Consider the following 23,871-nt stretch of genomic DNA (forward strand, 5'->3'; position numbering starts at 1 on the left):
GCGGCGGCGAGCGCGAGCCCGCGCCGCTCGCCGCCGCCGGGGCGCTGGGCTACGCGCTGCTCGGCGAGAACGCCGGGCAGCAGACCCACCACGGCGTCCTCCAGACCGTCACCGTCGTCCTGGCGGCCGGACTGGCCGGGGCCGTCCCCCACGTCGCCAGAGGCGCGGGACCCGCCCTCGACCACCTGGTCAGACGCGTGCTCACCACCGGCTTCGCCGCCGTCTGCTTCCAGCCGCTCTACAACGCCGGTGAACTGCGCCACCAGCTCGGGGCGGGCCCCGGCTACGCGCTGCTGCTCCTGCTGCTGCTCGCGCTCACCGCGCTCTGCGACGCCGTACTGGCCGCCCTGGTCCTGCGCGAGCGCACCCACCACCCCTTCGGGCCGCTGCTCCGCGACGAGCTGCGGGGACTGCCGCACATCGGCTCCGCCGTCTGCGCGACCGGCGCGGTCATCGCGCTCGGCGTCGCCGTCGCGGGGCTGTGGGCGCTGCCCGTCTTCTGCGTACCGCTCCTGCTCACCCAGCTCTCCTTCCGCCGGTACGCCGCCGTACGCACCACCTACCGGCAGACCATCGCCTCCCTCGCGCGCGCCACCGAGATCGCCGGGTACACCCCGCACGGCCACGCCCGCCGCGTCGCCGAGCTGAGCTGCGCCGTCGGCCGGGAGCTGGGGCTCTCCGGTCCGGAACTGACCGTCCTGGAGTACGCCGCCCTCATGCACGACATCGGCCAGCTCTCCCTGGTGGACCCGGTGCCCGACGGCGCCACCGCCCTGCTGCCGATGGCCGAGCAGCGGCGCATCGCGCTGCTCGGCGGCGCGGTGGTCCGGCAGACCGGAGTACCGTCCGCCGTCGCGACCGTCGTGGAGCGGCAGGCCGACCCGTACCGGGAACAGCCGCTCTCCGCCCGGATTGTCCGCGCCGTCAACGCGTACGACGACCTGGTCGGGGAATGTGCCACTGCGAGTGGACCGCTCAGCGCCCTGGAGCGGCTGCGCCTCGGGACGGCGCACGAGTATCAGCCCGAGGTGGTGGAATCGCTCGCGCGCGTTCTGTCCAGGAGCCGCCCGGTGCCTGGTCGGAAGGGGTAACCCATGGGTAATGAGCGGGCGTCCGACCGGGCATGGTTGGATGCCGAGAAGAGGGTGTCGAAGAACAGGGTGTCCGGGGGCACCGACCCGAGCGACCGGCAGGCGGGAATCGTGAGGATCTTCGGGAAGGTACGGCATCGGCCCTCCGCCTCGTGGCGGCAGGCCACCGACCGCGCGTTCACGCTGATCGGTGACGGCCGGTACGAGGACGCGGGCGCGCTGCTGACGCGCGCGGCGGATCTGGAACCGTGGCTCTCCGAGTCCTGGTTCAATCTGGCGCTGCTGCACAAGTTCCGGCACGACTGGGAGCAGGCGCGCGCCGCGGGACTGCGCGCCGTCGCGCTGCTCGACAAGGAGACCGGCGCCCCCGACTGGTGGAACGTCGGGATCGCCGCCACCGCGCTCCAGGACTGGCCGCTGGCCCGCCGCGCCTGGCAGGCGTACGGGCTGCGGGTGCCCGGCAATCCGCACACGGTCGAGGCCAACGGCGAGCCGGCCGGCATGGAGCTGGGCAGCGCGGCCGTCCGGCTCTCGCCCGAGGGCGAGGCCGAGGTCGTCTGGGGCCGCAGGCTGGACCCGGCCAGGATCGAGGTCCTGTCCATCCCGCTGCCGTCCTCCGGGCGGCGCTGGGGCGAGGTCGTCCTGCACGACGGCGTGCCCAACGGCGAGCGGACCACCTCGGCGGGCTCGGGCGGCGCCACCCGCGCCTACCCCGTCTTCGACGAGATCGAGCTGTGGGCCCCCTCGCCCGTACCCACCTGGGTGGTGCTGCTGGAGGCGGCCACCGAGGCGGACAGGGACGCCCTGGAGCGGCTGGCGGCCGACGCCGGATTCGCCGCCGAGGACTGGTCCTCGTCCGTACGGCTGCTCTGCCGCGCCTGCTCGGAGAGCCGGATGCCGAGCGCCGAGGGCGACGGCGAGCACCTCGACCCGCACGACCACAGCGAGCCGGGCCACCCGGGGCCGCTCGGCCACCGCACGGCCGGTGAGATGTGGGCCCCGGAGCGCGAGTGCGGGATCGCGGCGCCGCCGGGACTGGTGCGGGGGCTGCTGGACGGCTGGGTCGCCGACAGCCCGGACACCCGGGAGTGGCGCGATCTGGAAGAGGTCTGCTGAGAGCCGCGACCGCGGCCGAACGGCTCCCCGGCCCGGATGCTGCGCATAGGCTGTACGGGCACATCGTACGGATCGTGCAGGCAGCACATCGGGTACCGAGGAAGGCGTACTGCGGACATGGCGCAGCAGGAGACGGACCAGCGGATCGACGGCGGGACCTCGGTGGCGGAACCGGGGGACGGGTTCGTCCCGGACACGGAGGACGCCGAGGCGCGCGAACTCGCGCACCGCGAGCGCGGCACGTCCCGCCCGATCACCGTCGTCGGGAACCCGGTGCTCCACAAGGAGTGCCAGGACGTCACGGAGTTCGGTGACGAGCTGGCGGCGCTGATCGACGACATGTTCGCCAGCCAGCGCACGGCCGAGGGCGTGGGCCTGGCCGCCAACCAGATCGGTGTGGACCTCAAGGTCTTCGTCTACGACTGCCCGGACGACGACGGGGTGCGCCACGTCGGCGCCGTGTGCAACCCGGTGCTGGAGGAGCTGCCGCCGGGGGAGCGGGTGCTCGACGACTCCAATGAGGGCTGCCTGTCGGTGCCGACGGCGTACGCGTCGCTGGCCCGCCCCGACTACGCGGTGGTGCGCGGCCAGGACGCCCTGGGCAACCCGATCAAGGTCGCGGGCACCGGCTACTTCGCGCGCTGCCTCCAGCACGAGACGGACCACCTGTACGGCTACCTCTACATCGACCGGCTTTCGAAGCGCGACCGCAAGGACGCGCTGCGGCAGATGGAGGAGAACACCCCGCGCTACGAGGTCGTCCCCAACGACTGAGAGCCCGCGGCCGGGTCCCCGGCGGTCCGCGCGCTGTCCGCCGGGAACGTGTCGGCGGGCGGTGCGACGGGCGCCACCGGGACCGAGGTGAACGAGTCGGGCGCCACCGAGAGCTGGTAGTCGCTCCAGATCCGCGGCGGGAAGACCGTGCCCTGCTCCGAGTCGGCGCCGCCCACCCCCGCCATGTCGAGCAGCTCCGCGCCCTCCGGCTCCGTACGGAACATGGTGACGGAGGTGGACAGCTCCTTGGTCGCGCCGATGAACCAGGCCGACTTCATCCCGTCGTCCGCCCCGGTCCTGCCCGCCCACACCGGGGCGCCGAACCACTGGTCCCGCGTCGGGCCCAGCGTGCTCGACCCCAGCCGCTGGAGCGCCTCACCGACCTCCAGCGCCACCGCGGGATCCATCGCGCGCCGCGCCCGCGGCGGCTCGAACCCGCCGAGTACCGCGCCGTCGCGCTCCACCCGTGTCACCGAGTACGGCTCATGGCCGGTGCCGTCGCCCGAGAAGGCCGTGTACGCGCTGGCCAGCCGGACCGCGCTGGGGGTGGAGGTGCCGACGGGGAAGGCCGGATCCAGCTGGGCCATGCTGTCCTCGCGCAGCCCGGTCGCGACCGCCATGTCCTTCACCTTGTCCAGGCCGACGTTCTCGCCCGCCGCGATGAAGGCGTCGTCGCGGGAGGCCACCAGCGACTCGTCGAGCCCCGGCGAGGAGGGCACCCCGGAGAGGTCCGCCGGTACGAAGCCGAGCCCGCCGTACTCCAGGGCGGCGGCGAACACGAACGGCTTGAACGCCGAGCCGGCCGGGACGCTGGAGGTGTCGGCGTTGTTGCTGAAGTGCGTGACGGCGTCCTCGCCGCCGTACACGGCGACGACCGCCCCGTCCTGCGACCGTACCGAAGCCGCCCCCACCTGCACGTTCCGGTCGCTCTCCCGGGTCTCGGGGGCGAGGTTCTGGCGCCGTATCCGGTCGACCGAGTCGGCCAGCGCGAACACCTTGTCCTTCTCGAACGTGGTGAAGACGCGCAGCCCGCCGTCGGCGAGGTCCTGGTCGGTGATGCCGGAGCGGTTCTTGAGGTACTTGTTGGCGATGTCGACGAGGTAACCGATCTGCCCCGCCTGGCTGTTGGGCTTGACGGGCTGCTTCGGCTCGGGGAACTCCGTATAGCCGGCCCGCTCGGCGGCGCTCATCGCGCCCGTCTCCACCTCCCGGTCCAGGATGTACCTCCAGCGCCGCTCGGCCCGCTCGTGCTGGGAGGGGCCCAGGGACGGGTCGAGGGTGTCCGCGCCCTTCAGGATCGCGGTGAGCAGGGCGGCCTGACTGGGGTTCAGGTCCTTTGCCGAAATCCCGTAGTACGCCTGCGCGGCGGCCTGGATGCCGTACGAATCCCGTCCGAACCAGCTGGTGTTGAGATACCCCTCCAGGATCTCCGGCTTCGAGCGCTGCTGACTGATCTTCAGGGAGAGGAAGAACTCCTTGGCCTTCCTGCTCAGGGTCTGGTCCTGGCTCAGATAGGCGTTCTTCACGTACTGCTGGGTGATGGTCGAACCGCCCTGTATCTCCTCGCCCTTGATCATGTTGAGCCCGGCCCGCGCGATGCCCTTGAAGGAGACGCCCGGGTCCGTGTAGAAGTCCGTGTTCTCGGCGGACACCACGGCGCGCTGCACCGAGAGCGGTATCTGCGCGAGGCGCACCTCCTGCCGGTTCACATCGCCGACGCTGACCATGCGCGTGCCGTCGGCCCAGTAGTAGACGGTGGCCTGACGGCGTGCCACGTCGTGCTCGGCCGGGATGTCGGTGTTCGCGTAGATGAGGGCGAACAGGCCCAGCAGCGCGCCGAGGGAGATCAGGACGCTCCCCGAGAGCAGCCGCCACGACGGCACCCAGCGCCGCCAGCCGCGCCGCCCCGCCCGGGGGAAGTCGAGGTACCGGCCGCCTCCGCCGCCCCGGGGGTCCGCACCCCCCGGGGCCGCGGTCGTACCGATCCCCATGCCCGCGCCCGTACCCCTGCCCATGCCCGCGTCCCGGCCCATGCCCATGCCCATGCCCATGCCCATGCCCATGCCCATGCCCACGTCCCGGCCTCTACCCATGCCCGGGTGGGGCCAGTCGGCGGCGGACTGTGCGGTGCGGCGCGCGTGGGGTGTGCGGGGCGGCTTCATCAGCGCGGACCTCTCTCCTCAGTCATGAGAGCGGTACGGATTGACGGGGTTCGGTGTTCAATGTTCCGGTACCCGGCCGGAACCGTGACCCGGGCGTCATGTCCCGGCCGGGTCACGGTGCCGGGCTACCGCGGGCCCGTCGCCGGTGCCACCACGCCCGGCGCGGCGGGGACCGAGGAGAAGGAGTCCGGGGCCACCGTGCGCTGGTAGTCGGTCCAGATCAGGGGCGGGAAGACGCCGCCCCGCTCGGAGTCGGCGCCGCCCACCCCGTTCATGGGCAGCAGCCGCGGCTCGTCCGGCTTCGTACGGAACATCGCGACCGAGGTGGACAGTTCCGGCGTGGCGCCGATGAACCAGGCTGATCTCATCCGGTCGCCGACGCCTGTCCTGCCCGCCCAGATCCGGCCGTTGAACCACTCCTCCTTGGTGGGCCGCTGGGAGTGCACGCCCACTTGCCGAAGGGCCCGGCCGACCTCCAGGGCCACCGACTCGTCCATCACGCGCTGCCTCTCGGGCGGGTCGAATCCGTCGAGCGCGACGCCGTCGCGCTCGACCTTCGTCACCGAGTAGGGCTCGGTCCTGGTGCCCGCGTTGACGAACGTCGTGTAGGCGCCGGCCAGCCGGACGGCGCTGGGGGTCGAGGTGCCGAGGGCGAAGGTCGGCTCCAGCTCCGCCATGCTCTCCGGGCGCAGTCCTGCCGCGATCGCCGTCTTCCTGACGTTTTTCAGCCCGACGTCCTTGCCCGCCTGGACGAAGGCCGCGTTGCCGGAGCTGACCAGCGACCTGGCCAGGCTCATGGCTAGCGGGCCGGCTCCGGCCCCGGCCCCGGAAGGCGCGTCGGCTTCCGACGGGGGCGCGGGCACCGCCGTGCCCTCCCGACCGGCCGCCCGGTACTTCGCGCGCTCCGGCTCCAGGGCGGCGGCGAACACGAACGGCTTGAACGCGGAGGCCGCGGGCACTCCGGAGGTGTCCGCGTTGTTGCTGAAGTGCTTGATGGCGTCCTCGCCGCCGTACACCGCGACGATCGCCCCGTCCGAGGTCCGTACCGAGGCGGCGCCGAACTGCACATGACGGTCGGCCGCGCGCTTCTTCGGGTCCAGGCTCTCGTCGCGCACCTTCTCCACCGCCCGGCTGAGCGCGGCCACCTTGTCCTTCTCGAAGGTCGTGTGGATGTGGTAGCCACCGGTGGCGAGTTCCTTGCCGGTGAGCGAGCCCCTGCTCCTGAGGTACTTGTTGACGATGTCGATGAGATAGCCGGTCTGCCCGGCCTGGCTGGTGGGCTTGACCGGCTTCTTCGGCTCGGGGAACTTCCGGTACGCGGCCCGCTCCGCCGCGCTCATCGAGCCGGTCGCCACCTCACGGTCCAGGATCCACTTCCAGCGCTCCACGGCCCGTTGGTGATGGCCGGTGCCGAGCGCCGGATCGAGGGTGTCCGCGCCCTTCAGCATGGCCGCGAGCACGGCGCCCTGACTGGGGTTCAGTTTTTCGACGGAGACGCCGTAGTAGGCGTCGGCCGCCGCCTGGACGCCGTACGCGTCGCGCCCGAACCAGCTGGTGTTGAGATAGCCCTCCAGGATCTCCTCCTTGGGCCGCTGGTTGCTGACCTTGAGGGACAGGAACAGCTCCTTGACCTTCCGGGTCACGGTCTGGTCCTGGCTGAGGTAGGTGTTCTTCACGTACTGCTGGGTGATGGTCGAACCGCCCTGGACCTCCTCGCCCTTGACGATGTTGAGCCCGGCGCGGGCGATGCCCTGCGGCGAGACGCCCGAGTCCGAGTAGAAGTCGGCGTTCTCCGCCGCGATGACGGCGTTCCGTACGGCGTCCGGCACCTGGGACAGCCGGACGTCCTGCCGGTTCACATCGCCGACGCTGACCATGCGGCTGCCGTCGGCCCAGTAGTAGACGGTGGCCTGACGGCGGGCCAGGTCGTGTGCGTCGGGTATCTCGACGTGCGCGTACACCCAGGCGAAGGCGCCGGTCAGGGCGGCGCAGCCGCCGAGGAGCAGTCCGGCGACCAGCTTCCAGGACGGCAGCAGGCGCCGGAGGCGGCGCGGTCGCGTCCCGGCGGGGGCGCCCGTGGCGGACCGCGCCGACGCGGTGGGGGATGCGGTGGGGGACGCGGTCGGGGATGCGGTGGCGGGCTCCTTCGTACGGTGCGGCTTCCCAGGGCCCGGTTTCCCGCGGCCCGGTTTCCTGCGGCCCGATCTCCTGTGGCCCGATTTCAGCGCGTGGGGCAGCTTCATCGACGCGGACCTCTCTCCTCTGGTGCGGGGATTCGAAGAGAAGACCGTGCGGAGGAGCGCTCGCGTTGTCGCCGTCACACGATGGTCTCACTACGCGACCCACCGTCGATCCCCGGCCACGGGACGTAGCCGGACCGGTCGACCGGTCGTGCGGCTGACCGGTCGTGCGGCGGGCCGGTCAGCCGTGGACCCGCGCGGGGTCGACGCGGGTCAGGGCGGCGGGTACGTCCAGGCGTCGGCCGGAGGCGTACGCCGTGCTGAACTCCGTGTCGCCGAGCGCTGCCCGCGTGCGCGTGCGCAGTTCCCGGATATGAGGGTCGGTGGGGTCGTGGGCGCCACGGAGGCGTGCGGCCGCGCCGAGGATGACGGCCGCGTCGTGAGGGTGTCCGTACAGTTCCGCGAGACCGGCGACGGTCACCGCCACGGTCGCCACGATCGGGAGGTCCCGGCTGCGGACCGCCGCCGCGTACGCGTGGTGCAGTGCCCGTGCGGCCGCCGGGCCGTCGGCGCGCTTGAGGCAGAGTTCGCCCCGTACGGTCGCGATCAGCGCCCGGCCGTGCTCGCCACCGTGCGGGCTCCGCTCGCGCGGGCCCGCCTCGGCCGCGTCGATGAGCCGGGCGGCGCGGTCCAGATCGCCCGTCTGCGCGGACAGGCGGGACTCGCGTGCGTCGAGCAGCATCGCCAGTTCGGGGGAGGCCGAGCGCAGCGCGCGTTCCCGGGTCGCGGTGATGATCTCGGTCGCCTGTGCGGTCCTGCCGAGGCGGACCAGAAGATCGAACCGGCGCAGGGCGATGAAGATCTCGTCGCCGGGGCCGAGCGCTCCGAATTCACCGGCCAGCCGTTCGGCTTCCCGCAAGTCGTCGAGCGCGTCGTCGAGTTCGCCGTCGTACTGGCGCAGGAGTGAGCGCAGGGGCAGTGCCGTGGCCACGGCCCAGTGGTCGCCTGCCCGGGTGAAGCAGCGCAGGGCAGCCGAGACGTCGTCGCGTGCCTGATCGAGGTCGCCCCGGTTCTCGGCGGCGTGCGCGCGGGAGATACGGGCGTAGCCGGCCAGCCAGACGTCGGGCCCGTCGATGACGCTCCGGACGTGTGCCTCGCTCTCCTCGGTTCCGTGCGGGAGGGCGAGTTCGACGGTGATCAGGGCGCCGGCGACGCCGGGGAGTTCACGGTGGCCGAGCAGCCGGTCGGTGAGAGCCCGCGGGTCCTGGCCTCCCTCGGGGAAGAGGCCGTCGAACAACGCGCCCCGGCTGAGGGGGGAGTTGAGCCGGAGCATCGCTCGGGCGATGTCGTGCCCGACGCCGGGGTGTTCGGTCGGCAGGGCGACGGCCCGCCCGAGCCAGTGGACGGCTTCGTCGCGGCGGCCGCGGATCTGCCAGTACCAGGTCAGGTCCAGCGCCAGCGCGATCGCGGCGTCGGCGGCTCCCGTGTCGCAGAGGTGGCGCAGGGCGGCGATCACGTTGTCGTGCTCGGCGCGCAGCGTACGCAGGGCGCCGAGCTGTCGGGGGCCGCGCGTCAGCGGATCGTGGTGGGCCACCAGACCGGCCATCCGGTGGGCGGCCAGGTCCCGCACCCCGGCCAGGGTGTTCTGTGCGGCCAGGCGCTCCAGACCGTACTCCCGGATCGTCTCCAGCATGCGGTACCGGCCGGTGTCGGGCGCGAGCTGCAGCAGGGAGCGGTCGACCAGACCGGCGAGGAGTTCGGGGATGCCGCGCGCCGGCACCGGGGTTCCCGCGCAGACCGCGGCGGCCGACGCGGGCGTGACACCGCCGGGCAGCACCGCGACGCGTTCCGCCACCGTACGCGCGTCCTCGTCGAGGAGGTCCCAGCTCCAGGCGATGACCCCGCGCAGAGTGCGGTGCCGGGACGAAGCGGTCCGGTTGCCGGTGGTGAGCAGTGCGAACCGGTCGGACAGCCCGTCGGCCAGGTCGGTCAGGGAGAGCGTGCGCAGGCGGGCCGCCGCCAGTTCGAGCGCGAGCGGCAGACCGTCCAGGCCGCGCACCACGCGCAGCACATCGACGAGATTGTGCTCGTCGACCTCGAACCCGGGGCGCGTCGCGGCTGCCCGTTCGGTGAAGAGGCGCGCCGACGGCGCGTCGCGGACCTCCTCGACGCCCGCGTCCGGGCCGGGCAGGGACAGCGGACCGAGCGGGACCAGCGCCTCCCCGTCGATGGCCAGGGGCTCGCGGCTGGTGGCCAGCACCCGTAGTCCGGCGCATCGCGGCAGCAGCGCCGAGATCAGGTGCGCCGCGATGTCGATCACGTGCTCGCAGTTGTCGATGACGAGCAGGATCTCGCGGCCGTCGAGCCGGCCGGCCAGCACGTCGACGTCGTCGGAGGGCTCGCCGCGCCGCGCGGGGGCCTCGAAGAACGCGGAGCCGCGCAGGCCGATCGCGGCCAGCACGGCCCCGCCGACCTTGCCGGGTTCGGTGACGGGGGCGAGGTCGACCAGCCAGGCACCGTCACGGTAGGCGGGGCGTCGGTGCCGGGCGGCCTCAAGGGCGAGTCGGGTCTTACCGGCCCCGCCGGGGCCGAGCACGGTGACCAGCCGCCCCGAGGCGAGCAGGGTCTCGATGCGGGCGAGGTCGTCCTCGCGGCCGATGAAGCTGGTCAGCGGCGCGGGCAGATTACTCGGGCTCCGGCCGGTCTCCGCGGGCGCCGTGCGGGCGGACGGTTCCGGCCGCTGGGCGCGCAGCAGGGTCAGGTGCCGCTCGCGCAGCGCCGCACCGGGGTCGGTGCCCAGGGCGTCGGCCAGCCGTTCGCGGAACCGCGCGTACCGGGCCAGGGCCTCGGCCTGACGCCCCTGGGCCGCCAGGGCGTCCATGAGCAGCGCGACAGCGCGCTCGTGGAGCGGCTCCTCGGACAGCAGGCCGCTCAGACGAGCGGCGGCCTCACCCGCGCTCCCCAAGGCCAGCTCGGCCTCGGCCAGGTCGACGGCGGCTTCGAGGGACGCCTGGGCCAGGCGGGTCGCCGACGCGGGCTCCACCGCGGCGACAACGAGGGGCTCGGCGCCGGGATGCCCGCCCCACAAGGCCATGGCCTCGCCGAGCCGGGCCGCCGCGGCGTGCGGGTCGTGTGCGCGCAGACGCTCCCGCCCGGCCTCGGCCAGGTGCTCGAAGCGCAGCGCGTCCACGTCCAGCGCGTCCACGTCCAGCCGGTAGCCGCCCGCGGCCCGCACGACGGCGTCCGGTCCGCCGAACGTCCCGCGCAGCCGCGAGACGAGGGCCTGCAGGGCGTGCGCGGGACCGGCCGGGGAATCCTCGGGCCAGATCGCGTCGATGAGGGTGTGCCGTCCGACCGGGCGGCCTCCGGCGAGCGCCAGCCGTACCACGAGCCGCTGAAGCCGGGCCCCGGGTACGGGTATGGGTACGGGTGCGGGTGCGGGTACGGGTGCGGCAGTCTCGCCACGCGACGCCTCGAACGTTCCGAGCAACGTGATGCGAAGCCGCGCATCCCCATCCATGGGCCGATCTTCGCGCGAGCGCACTTCGACAGCCAAATCCGCGGGCGAGCCGCATCCGTACGCGAGCCGCATCCGCGGGCGAGCCGAATCCGTACGCGAGCCGCATCCGCGGGCGCCCCCATGCCCCCACCGCCCCCGGGGGAGAGAGTCGAAGGAGATCCCGCACACGGCGCTCACAGCCCTGACATGCCCGGGAGCCGATTCCTCCGGCTCATGTCAGCGCCGTGTGCGCCCCTTGTGAGCGGACGCCGCCAGTCTTCGGGTACCACGGCGGACACGACGATCGCCGCGGGTGATCTCACGACTCACGCACTCGGACACAGGAGGCCCCCGATGACCGGGACCACCGGCATCACGACCACGGGCACGACGACCACCGGCATCACGACCACCGGCATCACGACCACGGGCACGACGACCACCGGCATCACGACCACGGGCACGACGACCACCGGCATCACGACCACCGGCATCACGACCACGGGCGCGACGGATACAACGGATACAGCGGACGGCGGCTGGGCCCGGACATGGAGCACGTCGCCCCACGCGCCGATCGAGGCGTTCGGCCCCCTGCCCTCGTTCGCCGACACGACCCTGCGCCAGGTGGTACGCGTCAGCGGTGGCGGTCGGCAGGTACGCCTGCGCATCACCAACGAGTACGGCACCGCGCCCTTGACCATCGGCGCGGCCCGCATCGCGCTGGCAGCCCCCGAGGGCGGGATCCGTCCCGGCAGCGAGCGTGTGCTCACCTTCGACGGCAAGTCGGCCGTGACCGTCCCGACCGGGGCGCCGATGCTCAGCGACCCGGTCGCGCTGTCCCTGTCGGCGCTCGCCGAGCTGTCCATCAGCCTCTACCTGCCCGAGGCGGTCAAGAGCGCCACCTGCCACGGCATGGGCGTGCAGACCGCCTGGACCACGCCGGGCAACAGCGTCGACGCCCTCACCCTGCCCGCCGACGCCGAGTCCCTGCCCCTGCAGGCCCTCATCTCGGCCCTCGACGTGCGCGCCGACGCCCCGGTCACGACCGTCGCGATCATCGGCGACTCCAACACCGACTGCTCGGGTACGACCCCGGACACCAACCGGCGCTGGACCGACCGTCTGGCCGAGCGCCTCGCGGAACTCGACGGCCCCGCCGTCTGCGTCTCCAACCAGGGCATCAGCGGCAACCGGATGCTGAACGAGGGTCTGGGCGACGCGGCCCTGGCCCGCTTCGACCGCGACGTACTGGCCACGCCGGGGCTGCGCCACGTCGTCCTGGCCATCGGCCTCGGAGACATCTGCATCTCCTACTCGCCCCAGGACGGCAGCGGCCCCCCGGCGGACTTCCTCGCCATGTTCCCCGGTGCGCCGGTGACGGCCGACGACCTCATCGCGGGCTACCGCCAGCTCATCGACCGGGCCCGCACCCGCGGGCTGCGCGTCCACGCCCCGACCCTCACACCGTACGAGGGCGACGACACCTTCACGCCGGAAGGCGAGCGGGCACGCCAGAGGGTCAACGAGTGGATCCGCACCAGCGGCGCCTTCGACGCGGTCCTGGATTTCGACGCCGTCTGGAGCGACCCCGCCCACCCGAGCCGGATCAGGGACGGATTCCACGCCGGTGACCACCTGCACGGCAGTGACGCGGGCTGCCGCGCGCTGGGCGACTCCATCGACCTGGCGCTGTTCCGGTGAGCCACGCTCAGCCACCCACGCGCTCAGCCACCCACACCCAGCCACCCGCGCCAGCCACCCACGCCAGCCACCCACTACTGACGACAAAGGACGGAAGGAATATTCGATGCATGACGTGGTGATAGCGGGCGCGGGCCCCGTCGGACTGCTCCTGGCCTGCGAACTCGGCCTCGCGGGCTGCGACGTCCTGGTCCTGGAGCAGGAAGCGGAGACCACCCCGTGGAAGGCCATGCCGCTCGGCATGCGCGGCCTGTCCGCCGCCTCACTCGAAGTGTTCCACCGCCGCGGAACGCTGCGGGAACTGCTGCACGCCTCCGGCGCGGACCCCGACGGCGGCGCGGACCGTGACGGCGGTGCCGACCGTGACGGCGGTGCCGACCGTGACGGCGGAGCTGACCCCGACGGCGGAGCTGACCTGGATCCGCGGGTGGCACCGGCGCCGCGCAGCGTGGCGCACTTCGCCGGCATGATGCTCGACCCGGCCGACATCGACGCCGACGCCCTGCCCCACCGGCTCCCCGGCCTGGGCCCCGAAACGCTGATGACCAGCCTCGAAGCGGTCGAGACCGTACTGGCCGAGCAGGCCGTCAAAGCGGGCGTCCTGATCCGCCGCGGGGCCCGGGTCTCCGCCCTGCGCCAGGACGCCGACGGCGTCACCGTCCAGGCCGGGGACCACGCGTACCGGGGACGCTGGCTCGTCGGCTGCGACGGAGGGCGCAGCACCGTACGCGGCCTCGCGGGCTTCGAGTTCACCGGCACCGAACCGGAGTTCACCGGCTACACCATGCTCGCCACCGTCGCCGACCCCGACACGCTGCGGCCCGGCTTCACGCTCACGCCGACCGGCATGTACGTGCGGATGCCCACCCCCGGGCACATCGGCATGCTCGACCGCGACGGCGGCGCCTTCGACCGCACCCGGCGGCCGACCGTCCAGCATCTGCAGAGCGTGCTGCGACGCGTGTCCGGTACCGACGTCACCCTCGACGACGTCCAGCTCGTATCGACCTTCACCGACCGGGCGATGCAGACCACCTCCTACCGGCAGGGCCGTGTCCTGCTGGCGGGAGACGCCGCCCACATCCATTCGCCCCTGGGCGCGCAGGGACTCAACACCGGCATCGGCGACGCCGTCAACCTGGGCTGGAAGCTCGCCGCGACCGTACGCGGACACGCCCCCGACGGCCTCCTCGACACCTACACCCAGGAGCGCCGTCCGGTCGGCGCCCAGATCCTGGACTGGACCCGGGCCCAGAGCGCCGTCATGAAGCCGGACCCGCACACCCAGGCCCTCCAGGCCCTGGTCCGTGACGTGCTGGGCACCCGCGACGGAACAACCTACGTCCACAGCCGGACGTCCGGCTCCGCCATCCGCTACGACCTCGGCGGCACGCACCCCCTGGTCGGCCGCGACGCCCCCGACTTCCACTTCACGGACGGCACGCGGCTCGGCGATCTCATGCACGAGGGGAACGGCGTCGCCGTCGACTTCACCACCGGCGGGCGGCTCGCCGGTGCGCTGGCCGGCCGCGAGGACTCGATCCGGTACGTCGGCGGACCGGCGAGGAACGAACTGGGCTGCGGCGCCCTCCTCGTCCGCCCCGACGGCGTCGTCGCCTGGGCCGGCGGACCCGATCCCGACCTCGCGGGATTCGAACACGCCGCTGACCGCTGGTTCCCCGGCGCCACCGGATAGGCACGCGGCGGTGGACGGTTCCGTACGGGGCTCACAGAACTGTCCGGCGAACTGTCCGGCGCGGGGGGTCTGCCGGTGGTGCCGGGTCGGCGGTCCGCCGCGCCGTCGTACGGAGCGACGTGTGCACGGCCCAGCAGGCGGCGGCGCCCACGGCGTACCACAGCAGGTCGGGCACGTTGAACGTCGACCCGAGCACGAGCCGGGCGAGCGCGCCGCGCCCGGCCCACTCGGCCGGCAGCCCCGTCAGCTGAAACAGCTCGACGGCCCAGCTGAACGCGAGCGCGCCCGAGGCGGCGACCGCGGGCCGCGCGCGGGGGAGGGCCAGGACGACGAGCGCGTACACCAGCACGGTGTAGAGCGCGTCCCCGCCGTACTTGGCGACGTCCCCGCTCCCGACGGCCCGTATCCCGAGCCCGGCGCCGACGGTCGACACGGCGGCGAGAGCCGCGAAGAAGCGCGTACGCGCGAGATCCCCCATGGGCGGCAGCGTAGTGCGGAAGGGGCCGGGGCCCCTCGAATTCACCCGGCGCCGGGGCCCGGAGCACGGCCGCTACCCGACCAGGCGGCGGCGCCAGTCCAGCGGTGTGACGGTGATGGCCCGGCCGGGGTCCCCGTCCCAGTCGGTCCGCAGACCGGCCGCCGTCAGGGCCGTCGCGACCTCGCGGCCGATGGCCGAGGTGGTCGCGGACGAGCCGTCGAAGCCGCCGTACAGCAGCGTCAGCCCGTGCCCGGCCACGGCGGCGTCCGTGCACTGGCTGTGGAAGTAGACGAAGCCCCGGGCGTCGGACCGGCCCGCGCCGCCGATCTCGGTCCGACCGCAGCTCCGGCAGCAGGCGAAGTTCTCCCGGGCGGTGATACCGGACTCCTCCAGGGCGCCGAAGACGCGGGTGAGCCGCTCGGGGTCGGTCTCACCCGTCCACCCGGCCTGTTCCGCGACGCGCTCCAGCCATATCCGGTCGGCCAGTGCGCCCGCCTGCGCGCGGGACACGGGCCGGCGGTCCGCGGTGACCAGGTACTCCTCGGCCACCTCCGCCAGCTCGACCCGGCTGATGTAGCCGCCGACCACCACCTCGCGTACGTGCCGCTCCAGCTCCGCGCGCTCGTCCTCGGTCAGATCGAGCGGCGGCACCTCGCGGACGGGCCCCATGTCCAGCCGCGACCAGTCCAGTCCCGCGTCCCAGCCGGACTCCTGGCGGGCCCAGCCGGTCAGCGCCGCGATCACGGCGTCGGTGCTGTCGGTCAGTGCCTGGAAGTGCCGGTCGGCGGTGCCGTCGCGGTACTCCACCGTGTAGTCCCCACCGGCCTCGTGCCAGACCTGGGAGAAGACGTCGGGCAGGTCCGGTATCCGCTGGATCACCAGGAACCGGTCCCCCTTACCGCCGATGCGCCGGACCAGCCCGGCCAACTCCGCCGTGGACACGCGCACATGTCGTTCCGTGTTGTCCTTGTTGTCCGTCCGCACCGTGATCTCCAGCATGCACCGACTCTGGCACAGGCCACTGACAACGGACCTCCGCCCGCTTCCCGGGCCGTCCCGGCGGGCCCGCACCCGTCACCCCGGGCCCTCGGCCGCTGCCGCGTACCCGTCCACCGACGGCCACCGGACGGTCAGCACCACCGACTCCTCCTCCGCGCGCCACGAGTGGTCGACTCCCCGCCCCCACACGACGTAGTCGCCCTGCGCCGCCAGAAGGACGCTGCGACCGGGGAGTTCCACCCGGAAACGGCCGCTGACGAGGACCAGGAGCGCGGTGCGCTCCTCACCCCGTACCCACAGAGCCCGCTCGTCGCCCGCGGGATGGACGCCCCATTTGATCTCCACGGCCGCACTGTGGCGGGGGTCGCCCACCTCCTTGAAACGGCCGAGGAGCCACCCCCGGTCCAGCGCCGCGTCCTGGCCCGCGTTTCCCACGTACACGCTGCCGTTCGCGTCGCTGTTCGCGTCGCTGCTCGCGTCGCTGCTCGCGTCGCTGTTCTTGTCGCCGTTCGCGCTGTCGTTCGTACTGTCGTTCATGGAGTCGCATGCTAGGCGCCGCCGTTCGGGAGAACGCGTGCGCGGGCCCCATGACGCACCCGATCCCGGCAGCCCGTGGAACAGCTGCCGGGATATCGGCGATTTACTCGTACCGCAGGGGGCACTACTTGGACTTGAAGGCGTCCTTGACCTTCTCCTTGGCGCCCCGGAGATCGCCCTTCGTCTCCTCGGCGTGGCCCTCGGTCTCCATGGACTCGTTGCCCAGCGCGCCCCCGACCACCTTCTTGACCTTGCCCTTGGCCTGCTCACCCTTGGCCTGAGCCTTCTCGTCCGCAGCCACAACCATCACGCCCTGTCGTACTCGAAAACAGTGTCGTCCTTCGTCTCTCCGCTCACCCGTAACTCAAACCCACACAGTTGCCACAGGGAAATTATCGGCAGAATTATTTCCACGAGGAAAATGTGTGGGACCCCGAATGAGGGGCAGCCGGTGTGCTGAGGACGAGTCATCGAAATCCTCGATTTTCTCGATGAAGGAGCCGTTTTATGAGTGACAACATCTGGGGCTACCAGCCGACCGCGGGCCACACCGCCGGCGCCGACCTGATCGGCTACAAGGTCGAGGCGACCGACGGCAGCATCGGCAAGGTCGACAAGCACTCGGACGATGTCGACTCCTCGTACCTCGTCGTCGACACCGGCGTCTGGATCTTCGGCAAGCACGTCCTGCTGCCGGCCGGCACCGTACGCACCGTCGACCAGGCCGAGCGGAAGATCTTTGTCGACCTCACCAAGGACCAGATCAAGGACTCCCCCGAGTTCGACAAGGACAAGCATGTCGGCGACGCCGGGTACCACGACCAGATCGGCGGTTACTACGGCAAGCACCGCCGCCCCTGACACCATCGCTCCACCCGAAGACGTGGGGGCCGACCGGAGATCACTCCGGTCGGCCCCCACGTCTCGTCTCCTGGTGCTCGCGCGCCTCCGTGTCACAGGCCGGCCGGTCTGTCTCGTCCCAAGGGGTACGGCCGCGGACACGCTCCGGCAGGCCCCGACGAACACCGACGAACACCGACGAACACCGACGAGCACCGACGAGCACCGACGAGCACCGAGGAGAACGCGATGGACGCGCGACTGGACTACTCCACCGACCCGACCGCCGCCAAGGTCTTCAAGCACCTCGTGGCGGTGGGCCGGACGCTCAAGACGTCGCCGCTGCCCTCCGTGACGCAGGAACTCGTGGCCCTGCGCGTCAGCCAGATCAACGGCTGCGCCGTCTGCCTCGACATGCACGCCAAGGAAGCCGCCGCGGCAGGCGAGACCTCGGTGCGGCTGAACCTGGTGGCGGCGTGGCGCGAGGCCACCGTCTTCACCGACGCCGAGCGCGCCGCGCTGGAACTGGCGGAACAGGGCACCCGGGTCGCGGACGCGGCCGACGGGGTCGGCGACGAGGTCTGGGCGCGCGCCGCCACCCACTACGACGCGGAACAGCTCACCTCGCTCGTCGTCCTGATCTCCTTCATGAACGCGGTGAACCGGCTCAACATCATCGCCCGGCAGCCGGCCGGAGACTATGAAGTCGGCCAGTTCCACTGAACGATGGGGCCCGCCGGACATCGAGGAGAAGGAGACGCGGCGTGAACAAGGCCGAGGAGTTCGAGGAGCTGCGGCCCCTGCTGTTCTCGATCGCCTACCGGATCCTGGGCAGCGTGAGCGAGGCCGAGGACGCGGTACAGGAGTCATGGCTCCGCTTCGACGGCTCGCCGACCCTTCCCGCGTCGCCGAAGGCGTACTTGTCCACGACGGTCACGCGCCTCGCGATCGATGTGCTGCGCTCCGCGCGGGTACGGCGGGAGGCGTACGTGGGCCCCTGGTTCCCCGAGCCGCTGCTGAGCGACCCGTACGAGGACCCGGCGCGCGCGGCGGAGCTGGCCGACTCGGTGTCGATGGCCGCGCTGCTGCTCCTGGAGCGGCTCAGTCCGCTGGAGCGGTCCGTGTTCGTGCTGCGGGAGGTGTTCGGCTTCGGGTTCGCCGACATCGCCTCGGCCGTGGAGCGCTCGGAGCCCGCGTGCCGCCAGCTGCTGGTACGGGCGCGGCGCCACATGGCGGCCGGGCGCCCCCGGTTCGAGGCGGACCGTCACAAACGCCAGGAGCTGGCGACGCGCTTCTTCGACGCCCTGCGCGAAGGCGACGTCGAGGCCCTGCGGGACCTGCTGGCGGCCGACGTGCGGATGGCGGGCGACAGCGGCGGCAAGGCCCCGCAACTGGCCAGGACCGTCGTCGGCGCCGAGAAGGTGGCCCGACTGCTCGCCTCCGTCTTCCCGCTGCTGGCCCACGTCGACGTGACGTTCGAGCCGCACGAGGTCAACGGCCAACCGGGCGCGGTCTTCCTCGACCGGGACGGGCAGGTCCTCTACGCCCTGGCTCTCGACGTGCTCGACGGGCAGATCCAGACCGTCCGCTCGGTCATCAACCCCGACAAGCTCGGCCACCTCGGCCCGGTCGCCGACGCCTGGGCCGTCGACGGCGAGGTGAGAAGGGCACGTCGGCGGAAGGAGTGACACCGGAGCGACTCCTCGGTCTCCTCGGTCTCCTCGGTGCGCCGAAGGTGATCAAGCGCCTCCAGGAGCAGGGGAACCGGGTCTCCACGGCATCGGCTCAGCGAGTCCGAGCGTGCCTCACCCGACCGGAGAGAGATCAAGGACCCTGGCTTGGACGCCCTTTTCGGCGCCTCATCGTGCGGGGACGTGGTAGAGGGTTGTGAGTCGCTTCGTCTCGTCGTCACGGAAGGCCGCGACCTCCTGGCACAGTCGGCTCATCACGAACTGGCCCAGAGGTACACACAGGTCCATGCGCCGAATGCATACGCCGACCATGAAAGGGCCGTCCTGGGCCCGGTAAAGGCGCACGCCGTAGTAGCCCTCCTGGCAGTCCCGATCGTTGTTGAAGCGGCAGTCGGCGCAGGTGGCCGGCAGTCGCACCGGACGGATGCTCTTCGCGTACAAGGGGCGACCGTCGGGCAGCCGGTAGCGGACGCGCTGATCGGAGCCTCCAGCGGTGATGACGCGCTGGACGGGGACCGCGCCGAGGTGCTCCACGACCTCCCGCATCGCGGCCACCGACGCACCGCTGTCCTCAAGTGAGACCAGCATGCGTACGACGAGTCTGCGCCCATGCTCCTCGATGACGCGCAGCACGCGTTCCACATGCGAGATGTCGGGTATCACGATGTTCGCCGAGACCCGCACGCCGTGGTGCGAGGCGGCTTCGACGGTCGCGCCCAGCGCGGCCAGCTTCCGCGCGGCCAGTTTGAGCGAGGCGAGCCGGGGCGCTTGGACCGCGGCCAGTTCTTCGGCCGTCGTACCGAAGACGCTCAGGTTGATTCGATCCAGCCCCGCCCTGGCGCACTCCGGGAGAATCGCTGCCCCGTTCTCCCCGTTGGAGGTGAGCCCGACGGTGAGGCCGAGACGGTGTGCGATGCCGATCAGAGCGGGGAGTTCAGGATGCAGAGTGGGCTCGCCCCCGGTGAAGTGGACTTCGTCGGTGGACAGGCTTCCACGTACGGCTGCCAGAGCGAGGGCGAAATCTGTGTCCGCCTCGATCCTCCGAGGGAGGAAATCGGCACCGTTGGTTCGCAGATAGATGGAGACCCGACCGGTGCGACCGGGGCCGACGGTGAATTCCGCGTCCTTGTGCCCGATGTTGTCCGCCGTCACGGGGGTGCCCTCGTTGTGGCAGAAGGTACAGGCCAGCCCGCACGCGTCGATGATCTTGACGCGAAGGGTGCGGTCGGGCACCACTGTCACGGGAATCCGGTGTGCGTCGTACGTCATCGTGTCACCTCCCGATCGGATCAGGACGGAGTTCCACTCAGGGGAACCGCAGGTCGGTGATGGCCCCCAGGTCGATGCCATAGCGGGCGAACACCTTGGTGGTGTTCTCGCTGGTCAGATCCTCCAGCGAGAGGGACAGGCGCTTCGCGGCCGCCCAGACCTGCTCCGCGTTGTCGGCCTCGATCTCCAGGTACGGCGGAATGAGCGGCCAGGAGTCGATCTCCAGCCGCGCGCCCTCCAGGAGCCAGGAGACCCGCCGGTTCTCCTGATAGGACGTGGGCGAGATGCCCATCCGCCCCAGCAGCGCGTGCGCCGTGTCGAAGTCACCCACGGCCGTCTCGGTCTCACGGGTCCCGTCGACGGCGTCGGAGCTGATCTCCTTGACGCACAGGGTCACTTCGGCACCGTCGTCCCGGAGCCGGATCCACCGTCCGGGTGCCGGAGGCAAGGTGTCGTAGACGTACCGGCGCATGAGCCGGTCCGCCACATGACGGCCACCCGCGTCCGCGATCCGCGCGGCCATGGCAGAGGTGTCGACGTCCAGGTACTTCGCTTCGTACTCGACAACTGACATACCGCGACCGTAGAAAGCAACTGGACGGAGCCGCAACAAGTTTGCGCGAGTTTGCGGCAAGTGCATTGACGAGGTGGGGCGACTGCCCGACGATCGATTCACCGCACAATCGCGCGCAAGTCGATGAACGGGAGAGTGGCCATGAAGCTGCGGTTCCTCGGCAAGAACTCCACTCCTGGAGACAGCCCCACCCTGTTCGCCAGCGACCGGGACAGTTACGTGGTCCAGGGCTGGAAGGTGTACGCGCGCGACCTCCTTGCGCGGCTCGAAGTCCCCGAAGGCCACACTGTTGTCGAGGTGCCGATCGAGCTGTTCGAACATCTCGTCGAGGACGGGGCGTCATCCGGCCGGATCAAGAAGTTCTCCGCCCCGATCATGCTCGTCACCGAACAGGGAACGTGCATTCTTCAGGGACCGCTGATGTGCGACGCCGAGGCCCTGGGGCACATGCGCATGCCCGACTACGAGACCTGCGTCGAGGTCCCACGGTCCTCGATCATCGCCCTGCTTGAGGAGAACGGTGAATCTGCTCACCAGCGCCCAGCGTGACGAGTTGTTCGACAGCGTCACGCATGACGCGTTCCATCTGGAGCTGCGGGACGACTACGGGTCTCCTGTGGAGGACACTCCCTATGCCCGGTGGCAGCGGGGGGAGCCGGACGACTTCGTCTGGCTCGATCCGTGGAGGGCGCGCATGAGGCGGGTCATCGAGGGAGGGAGGACGGTACGGCGAGTCAGAGTCGTCTCCGAACCGCACTCCCCGTACGTACGGTGGGAGCACTCGCTCACCCGACTGAACCTGGAGGCCGGCGAGGACATCCGGTGGCTGCCCCGGCACCGACTGGCTGAACACCTGTCTTTCCCCGTGGCAGGCAACGACTGGTGGCTCTTTGACGACCGCCTGTTGGCGGTGGGTCACTTCGACCATGATGGCCGGGTCCTCGGGTCAGAACTGATCGAGGACCCCAAGACCGTGGCTGAGTGCATCCGCGTGCGTGACCAGCTCTGGAGTGTCTCGATTCCGCACGCGGAGTACAGGCTCTGACGCACCAGTGAGCAAAGAAGTACGACAACTCCGTGAGGCACTGGGAGCCCGGCTGCGAATCCTCCGCAAAGACGGCGGATTCGCGAGCGGCCGGGCGTTCGCCGCGGCCACGAAGTGGCAGGAGTCGAAAGTCTCCCGGATCGAGAATGGCAGACAGAGCGCCAGCGAGCAGGACATCCGTCTCTGGTGCGAGAAGGCCGATGCCCAGGATCAGGTCGAAGACCTGATCGCCACGGTTCGTCATATAGAGGAACTGTGGCTGGAGTGGCGACGCCAACTGTCGAACGGCGCCGCGCCCCGGCAGGAAAGGGCGCTGCCGGTCTATGCGAAGACGAAGGTCTTTCGCATCTGGCATCCCACGGTGGTCTGGGGAACGCTCCAGACCGCGGAGTACGCGGCCGAAACGTTCAAGCAGGTCATCGACTACTACGAGATCCCCGACGACGCCGAGTCGGCCGTCGCGAAGCGACTTGAGCGTCAGCAGTATCTGTACCGGGGTGACCGGATGTTCCACGTCCTGCTTGCGGAGCAGGCTCTGTACACCCATTTCGGCGGACCGGACGTGATGAGAGGTCAGCTGGACCGGCTCTTGGCGGTGATGACGCTTCCCCGGCTGAGTCTGGGGATCGTACCGAAACGGGCAGAGATGCGGATCTGGCCCGGAAACTCCTTCTCGATGTTCGACAGCAAGCTGGTCCTAGTGGAGACGTACTCGGCCGAGTTCTCCGTCACGCAGCCACGCGAGATCGCTCTGTATGCCAAGGCATTCGATCTGCTCAAAACGTCCGCCGTCTACGGCCGGGCAGCGAGGGGGCTGATCAGGTCGGCCCTGGAGGGGCTGGGATAGGGCTCATGCCGTCACCGGGCCCGTACGTGTTACGGGCGGGGCCCGCGAAGGTGATGAAGTCCGTCCAGGCGGGGGTGGGGACCTGGAGGACGGGGCCCTGGGTTCGCTTGGAGTCGCGGATGTGGATGGTGGTGGGGGCGACGGCCACCTCTACGCAGTTGCCGCCGTCCGAGCCGGTGTAGCTGCTCTTGAACCAGGCGACTTCTACGCAGTCTCCGCCGTCGGAACCGCTGTAGCTGCTCTTGAACCAGGCCAGGTCGGACAACTGGTCTGCCGTGTCTTCGGTTTTCATAGTTCTCCTGCCATACGCTCGATCAATTGCGCCGACGCTTGCGCGCTCAGGGCCTGCGCTCGCAGCTTGCCATAGCGGAGGGTGAAACCGCTGACCTGCGCGGCGTCGGTGACCACCAGCCCCACCCCCTGCGACTCGATGTAGCCAACCTGGCGGTGCTCCAAGCTCTCCATCAAGACCATGGGCCCATTCAGACCGAGGTGGAATCCGCGCTCTGAAGGCATTACCTGGATCTCCACGTTGCGCATCCTGCCCTGCTTCACGAGGTGCAGAAGCTGGCCCTTCATGATGTCGCCGCTGTTCGCCATGCTCATCAGGGCCGACTCTCCGATGATGAAACAGGAGTCCACCATGGGTGTTCTTGTCAGCAGCTTCTGTCGGTTGATCCGGGCTTCGAGGTTCTGCTCGATCATCTCCTCGCTGAGGGGAGGAGTGTGCGCCGAGAACAGTGCCCTCGCATACGCCTCGGTCTGGAGCAGCCCCGGGATGAGCAGAGGCTCGTAGCACATGCGGCTGATGGCCTCTGTCTCGATCAGGGCGAAGTCCTGGAAGAACAGCGGCAGTTTCGCAAGATCCACATCGTCTTGCAGCGCGTTCAGTGTTCCCTGCGCGCTCAGCGACACCTCGGCTTTCTCTGTAAACGCGGTCTTGGCGGGCCGTCGGCCCTGCTCGATCGACGCGACCTGCTCGACCGAGTAGCCCACCGCCTCCGCAAGACCCTCCTGCGTCAGCCCGGCCCGATTCCGGAAGAGCTTGACCAGCTTTCCGTAACCCACCCAGATGGCCGGCCTGTCGTCGTTTTGTGAACGTACTTGCTTCTGCTGGCTGCTTCCCATACGCCTCACACCCTCAACGTGTGCGCCGATGCAGACATTGCCTTTTATGCTGCAACATCCGGCTCGCCGGGCTCGTCACGGAACGCGACCCGTACAAAACCCGCCCCGACCCGTACACGGCCGTCAGGTACGGCCGTCCTGCCTGGTCAGGGTAGCCGCGTAACGAGAATGTCACCCTATGAAGTCGCAGACTCCCCCCGCCGCGATCTCCACCGGCCCCGCCCTCCCCGCCGAACTCGCC

General features: G+C 70.9%; 22 protein-coding genes. 11 read left to right on the plus strand and 11 right to left on the minus strand.

Features of this window, described 5'->3' with window-relative positions; all coding sequences use genetic code 11:
- From DVH02_RS15160 to def, 3 genes are all read left to right on the plus strand, one after another.
- On the plus strand, positions 1-1,091 hold a 1,091-nt coding region (locus DVH02_RS15160; RefSeq protein ID WP_114624348.1), incomplete at its 5' end, for an HD-GYP domain-containing protein.
- A 111-nt stretch (positions 1,092-1,202) separates the two neighbouring features.
- Positions 1,203-2,207: a tetratricopeptide repeat protein gene (locus DVH02_RS15165; protein WP_114624366.1), complete on the plus strand. Its 1,005-nt coding sequence runs from the start codon at positions 1,203-1,205 to the stop codon at positions 2,205-2,207.
- Between the two features lie 117 nt (positions 2,208-2,324).
- Positions 2,325-2,981, plus strand: coding sequence for a peptide deformylase (gene def, locus DVH02_RS15170; RefSeq protein WP_114624349.1), 657 nt, complete (start codon positions 2,325-2,327; stop codon positions 2,979-2,981).
- On the opposite strand, the gene DVH02_RS15175 is transcribed toward def, so the two are convergent.
- From DVH02_RS15175 to DVH02_RS15190, 3 genes are all read right to left on the minus strand, one after another.
- The gene (locus DVH02_RS15175) at positions 2,957-5,074 is read right to left on the minus strand and encodes a transglycosylase domain-containing protein (protein WP_233518236.1); all 2,118 of its coding nucleotides are present in this window, start codon (positions 5,072-5,074) and stop codon (positions 2,957-2,959) included. The genes def and DVH02_RS15175 overlap by 25 nt on opposite strands.
- 194 nt (positions 5,075-5,268) lie before the next feature.
- A complete protein-coding gene (locus DVH02_RS15185; protein WP_114624350.1) occupies positions 5,269-7,386 on the minus strand; it encodes a transglycosylase domain-containing protein in 2,118 nt (705 codons plus the stop codon).
- Positions 7,387-7,564: 178 nt separating this feature from the next.
- Positions 7,565-10,843 (minus strand): BTAD domain-containing putative transcriptional regulator, encoded by a 3,279-nt coding sequence (locus tag DVH02_RS15190; RefSeq protein ID WP_114624351.1) that lies wholly within the window; start codon positions 10,841-10,843, stop codon positions 7,565-7,567.
- Positions 10,844-11,176: 333 nt separating this feature from the next.
- Between DVH02_RS15190 and DVH02_RS15195 the strand changes: the two genes are divergently transcribed.
- Together DVH02_RS15195 and DVH02_RS15200 are read left to right on the plus strand one after the other, a co-directional pair.
- The gene (locus DVH02_RS15195; RefSeq protein WP_114624352.1) at positions 11,177-12,526 is read left to right on the plus strand and encodes an SGNH/GDSL hydrolase family protein; all 1,350 of its coding nucleotides are present in this window, start codon (positions 11,177-11,179) and stop codon (positions 12,524-12,526) included.
- Positions 12,527-12,632: 106 nt separating this feature from the next.
- Positions 12,633-14,222: an FAD-dependent monooxygenase gene (locus tag DVH02_RS15200; RefSeq protein WP_114624353.1), complete on the plus strand. Its 1,590-nt coding sequence runs from the start codon at positions 12,633-12,635 to the stop codon at positions 14,220-14,222.
- A gap of 31 nt (positions 14,223-14,253) precedes the next feature.
- Here DVH02_RS15200 and DVH02_RS15205 read toward each other — a convergent pair whose 3' ends face one another.
- The 4 genes from DVH02_RS15205 to DVH02_RS15220 all read right to left on the minus strand — a co-directional run bounded on the left by DVH02_RS15205 (position 14,254) and on the right by DVH02_RS15220 (position 16,537).
- The gene (locus DVH02_RS15205; protein WP_114624354.1) at positions 14,254-14,700 is read right to left on the minus strand and encodes a ribosomal maturation YjgA family protein; all 447 of its coding nucleotides are present in this window, start codon (positions 14,698-14,700) and stop codon (positions 14,254-14,256) included.
- 72 nt (positions 14,701-14,772) lie between these two features.
- On the minus strand, positions 14,773-15,699 hold the full coding sequence (locus DVH02_RS15210) for a DUF6891 domain-containing protein (RefSeq protein ID WP_114624355.1): 927 nt from the start codon (positions 15,697-15,699) through the stop codon (positions 14,773-14,775).
- Between the two features lie 75 nt (positions 15,700-15,774).
- Complete coding sequence (locus DVH02_RS15215; RefSeq protein ID WP_233518237.1) at positions 15,775-16,236, minus strand: cupin domain-containing protein; 462 nt, start codon at positions 16,234-16,236, stop codon at positions 15,775-15,777.
- A gap of 124 nt (positions 16,237-16,360) precedes the next feature.
- The gene (locus tag DVH02_RS15220) at positions 16,361-16,537 is read right to left on the minus strand and encodes a CsbD family protein (RefSeq protein WP_114624369.1); all 177 of its coding nucleotides are present in this window, start codon (positions 16,535-16,537) and stop codon (positions 16,361-16,363) included.
- A gap of 206 nt (positions 16,538-16,743) precedes the next feature.
- On the opposite strand from DVH02_RS15220, the gene DVH02_RS15225 reads away from it, so the two are divergent.
- The 3 genes from DVH02_RS15225 to DVH02_RS15235 all read left to right on the plus strand — a co-directional run bounded on the left by DVH02_RS15225 (position 16,744) and on the right by DVH02_RS15235 (position 18,764).
- Positions 16,744-17,097 (plus strand): PRC-barrel domain-containing protein, encoded by a 354-nt coding sequence (locus DVH02_RS15225; protein ID WP_114624356.1) that lies wholly within the window; start codon positions 16,744-16,746, stop codon positions 17,095-17,097.
- A 228-nt stretch (positions 17,098-17,325) separates the two neighbouring features.
- Entirely contained in the window at positions 17,326-17,799 is a 474-nt protein-coding gene (locus tag DVH02_RS15230; RefSeq protein WP_114624357.1) for a carboxymuconolactone decarboxylase family protein, read from the plus strand.
- Positions 17,800-17,840: 41 nt separating this feature from the next.
- The gene (locus DVH02_RS15235; protein WP_114624358.1) at positions 17,841-18,764 is read left to right on the plus strand and encodes an RNA polymerase sigma-70 factor; all 924 of its coding nucleotides are present in this window, start codon (positions 17,841-17,843) and stop codon (positions 18,762-18,764) included.
- A gap of 171 nt (positions 18,765-18,935) precedes the next feature.
- On the opposite strand, the gene DVH02_RS15240 is transcribed toward DVH02_RS15235, so the two are convergent.
- The gene (locus DVH02_RS15240; RefSeq protein WP_114624359.1) at positions 18,936-20,036 is read right to left on the minus strand and encodes a radical SAM protein; all 1,101 of its coding nucleotides are present in this window, start codon (positions 20,034-20,036) and stop codon (positions 18,936-18,938) included.
- Between the two features lie 37 nt (positions 20,037-20,073).
- Positions 20,074-20,610, minus strand: coding sequence for a class IV adenylate cyclase (locus DVH02_RS15245; protein ID WP_114624360.1), 537 nt, complete (start codon positions 20,608-20,610; stop codon positions 20,074-20,076).
- 141 nt (positions 20,611-20,751) lie between these two features.
- Between DVH02_RS15245 and DVH02_RS15250 the strand changes: the two genes are divergently transcribed.
- From DVH02_RS15250 to DVH02_RS15260, 3 genes are read left to right on the plus strand one after another with little or no spacing between them, the layout of a single operon-like run.
- On the plus strand, positions 20,752-21,159 hold the full coding sequence (locus tag DVH02_RS15250) for a hypothetical protein (protein WP_114624361.1): 408 nt from the start codon (positions 20,752-20,754) through the stop codon (positions 21,157-21,159).
- Positions 21,131-21,655 carry a DUF6879 family protein gene (locus tag DVH02_RS15255; RefSeq protein ID WP_114624362.1) on the plus strand — a complete coding sequence of 175 codons (525 nt, stop codon included), beginning with the start codon at positions 21,131-21,133 and terminating at the stop codon, positions 21,653-21,655. The genes DVH02_RS15250 and DVH02_RS15255 overlap by 29 nt, the downstream gene beginning before the upstream one ends.
- Positions 21,656-21,662: 7 nt before the next feature.
- Positions 21,663-22,502 (plus strand): helix-turn-helix domain-containing protein, encoded by an 840-nt coding sequence (locus tag DVH02_RS15260; protein WP_114624363.1) that lies wholly within the window; start codon positions 21,663-21,665, stop codon positions 22,500-22,502.
- Here DVH02_RS15260 and DVH02_RS15265 read toward each other — a convergent pair.
- Complete coding sequence (locus DVH02_RS15265) at positions 22,474-22,794, minus strand: DUF397 domain-containing protein (RefSeq protein WP_114624364.1); 321 nt, start codon at positions 22,792-22,794, stop codon at positions 22,474-22,476. The genes DVH02_RS15260 and DVH02_RS15265 overlap by 29 nt on opposite strands.
- Positions 22,791-23,630: a helix-turn-helix domain-containing protein gene (locus DVH02_RS15270; protein ID WP_114624365.1), complete on the minus strand. Its 840-nt coding sequence runs from the start codon at positions 23,628-23,630 to the stop codon at positions 22,791-22,793. The genes DVH02_RS15265 and DVH02_RS15270 overlap by 4 nt, the downstream gene beginning before the upstream one ends.
- Between the last annotated feature and the right edge of the window lie 241 nt (positions 23,631-23,871).

The sequence above is a fragment of the Streptomyces corynorhini genome (genome assembly GCF_003346515.1).
Taxonomy (GTDB): Bacteria; Actinomycetota; Actinomycetes; order Streptomycetales; family Streptomycetaceae; genus Streptomyces; species Streptomyces corynorhini.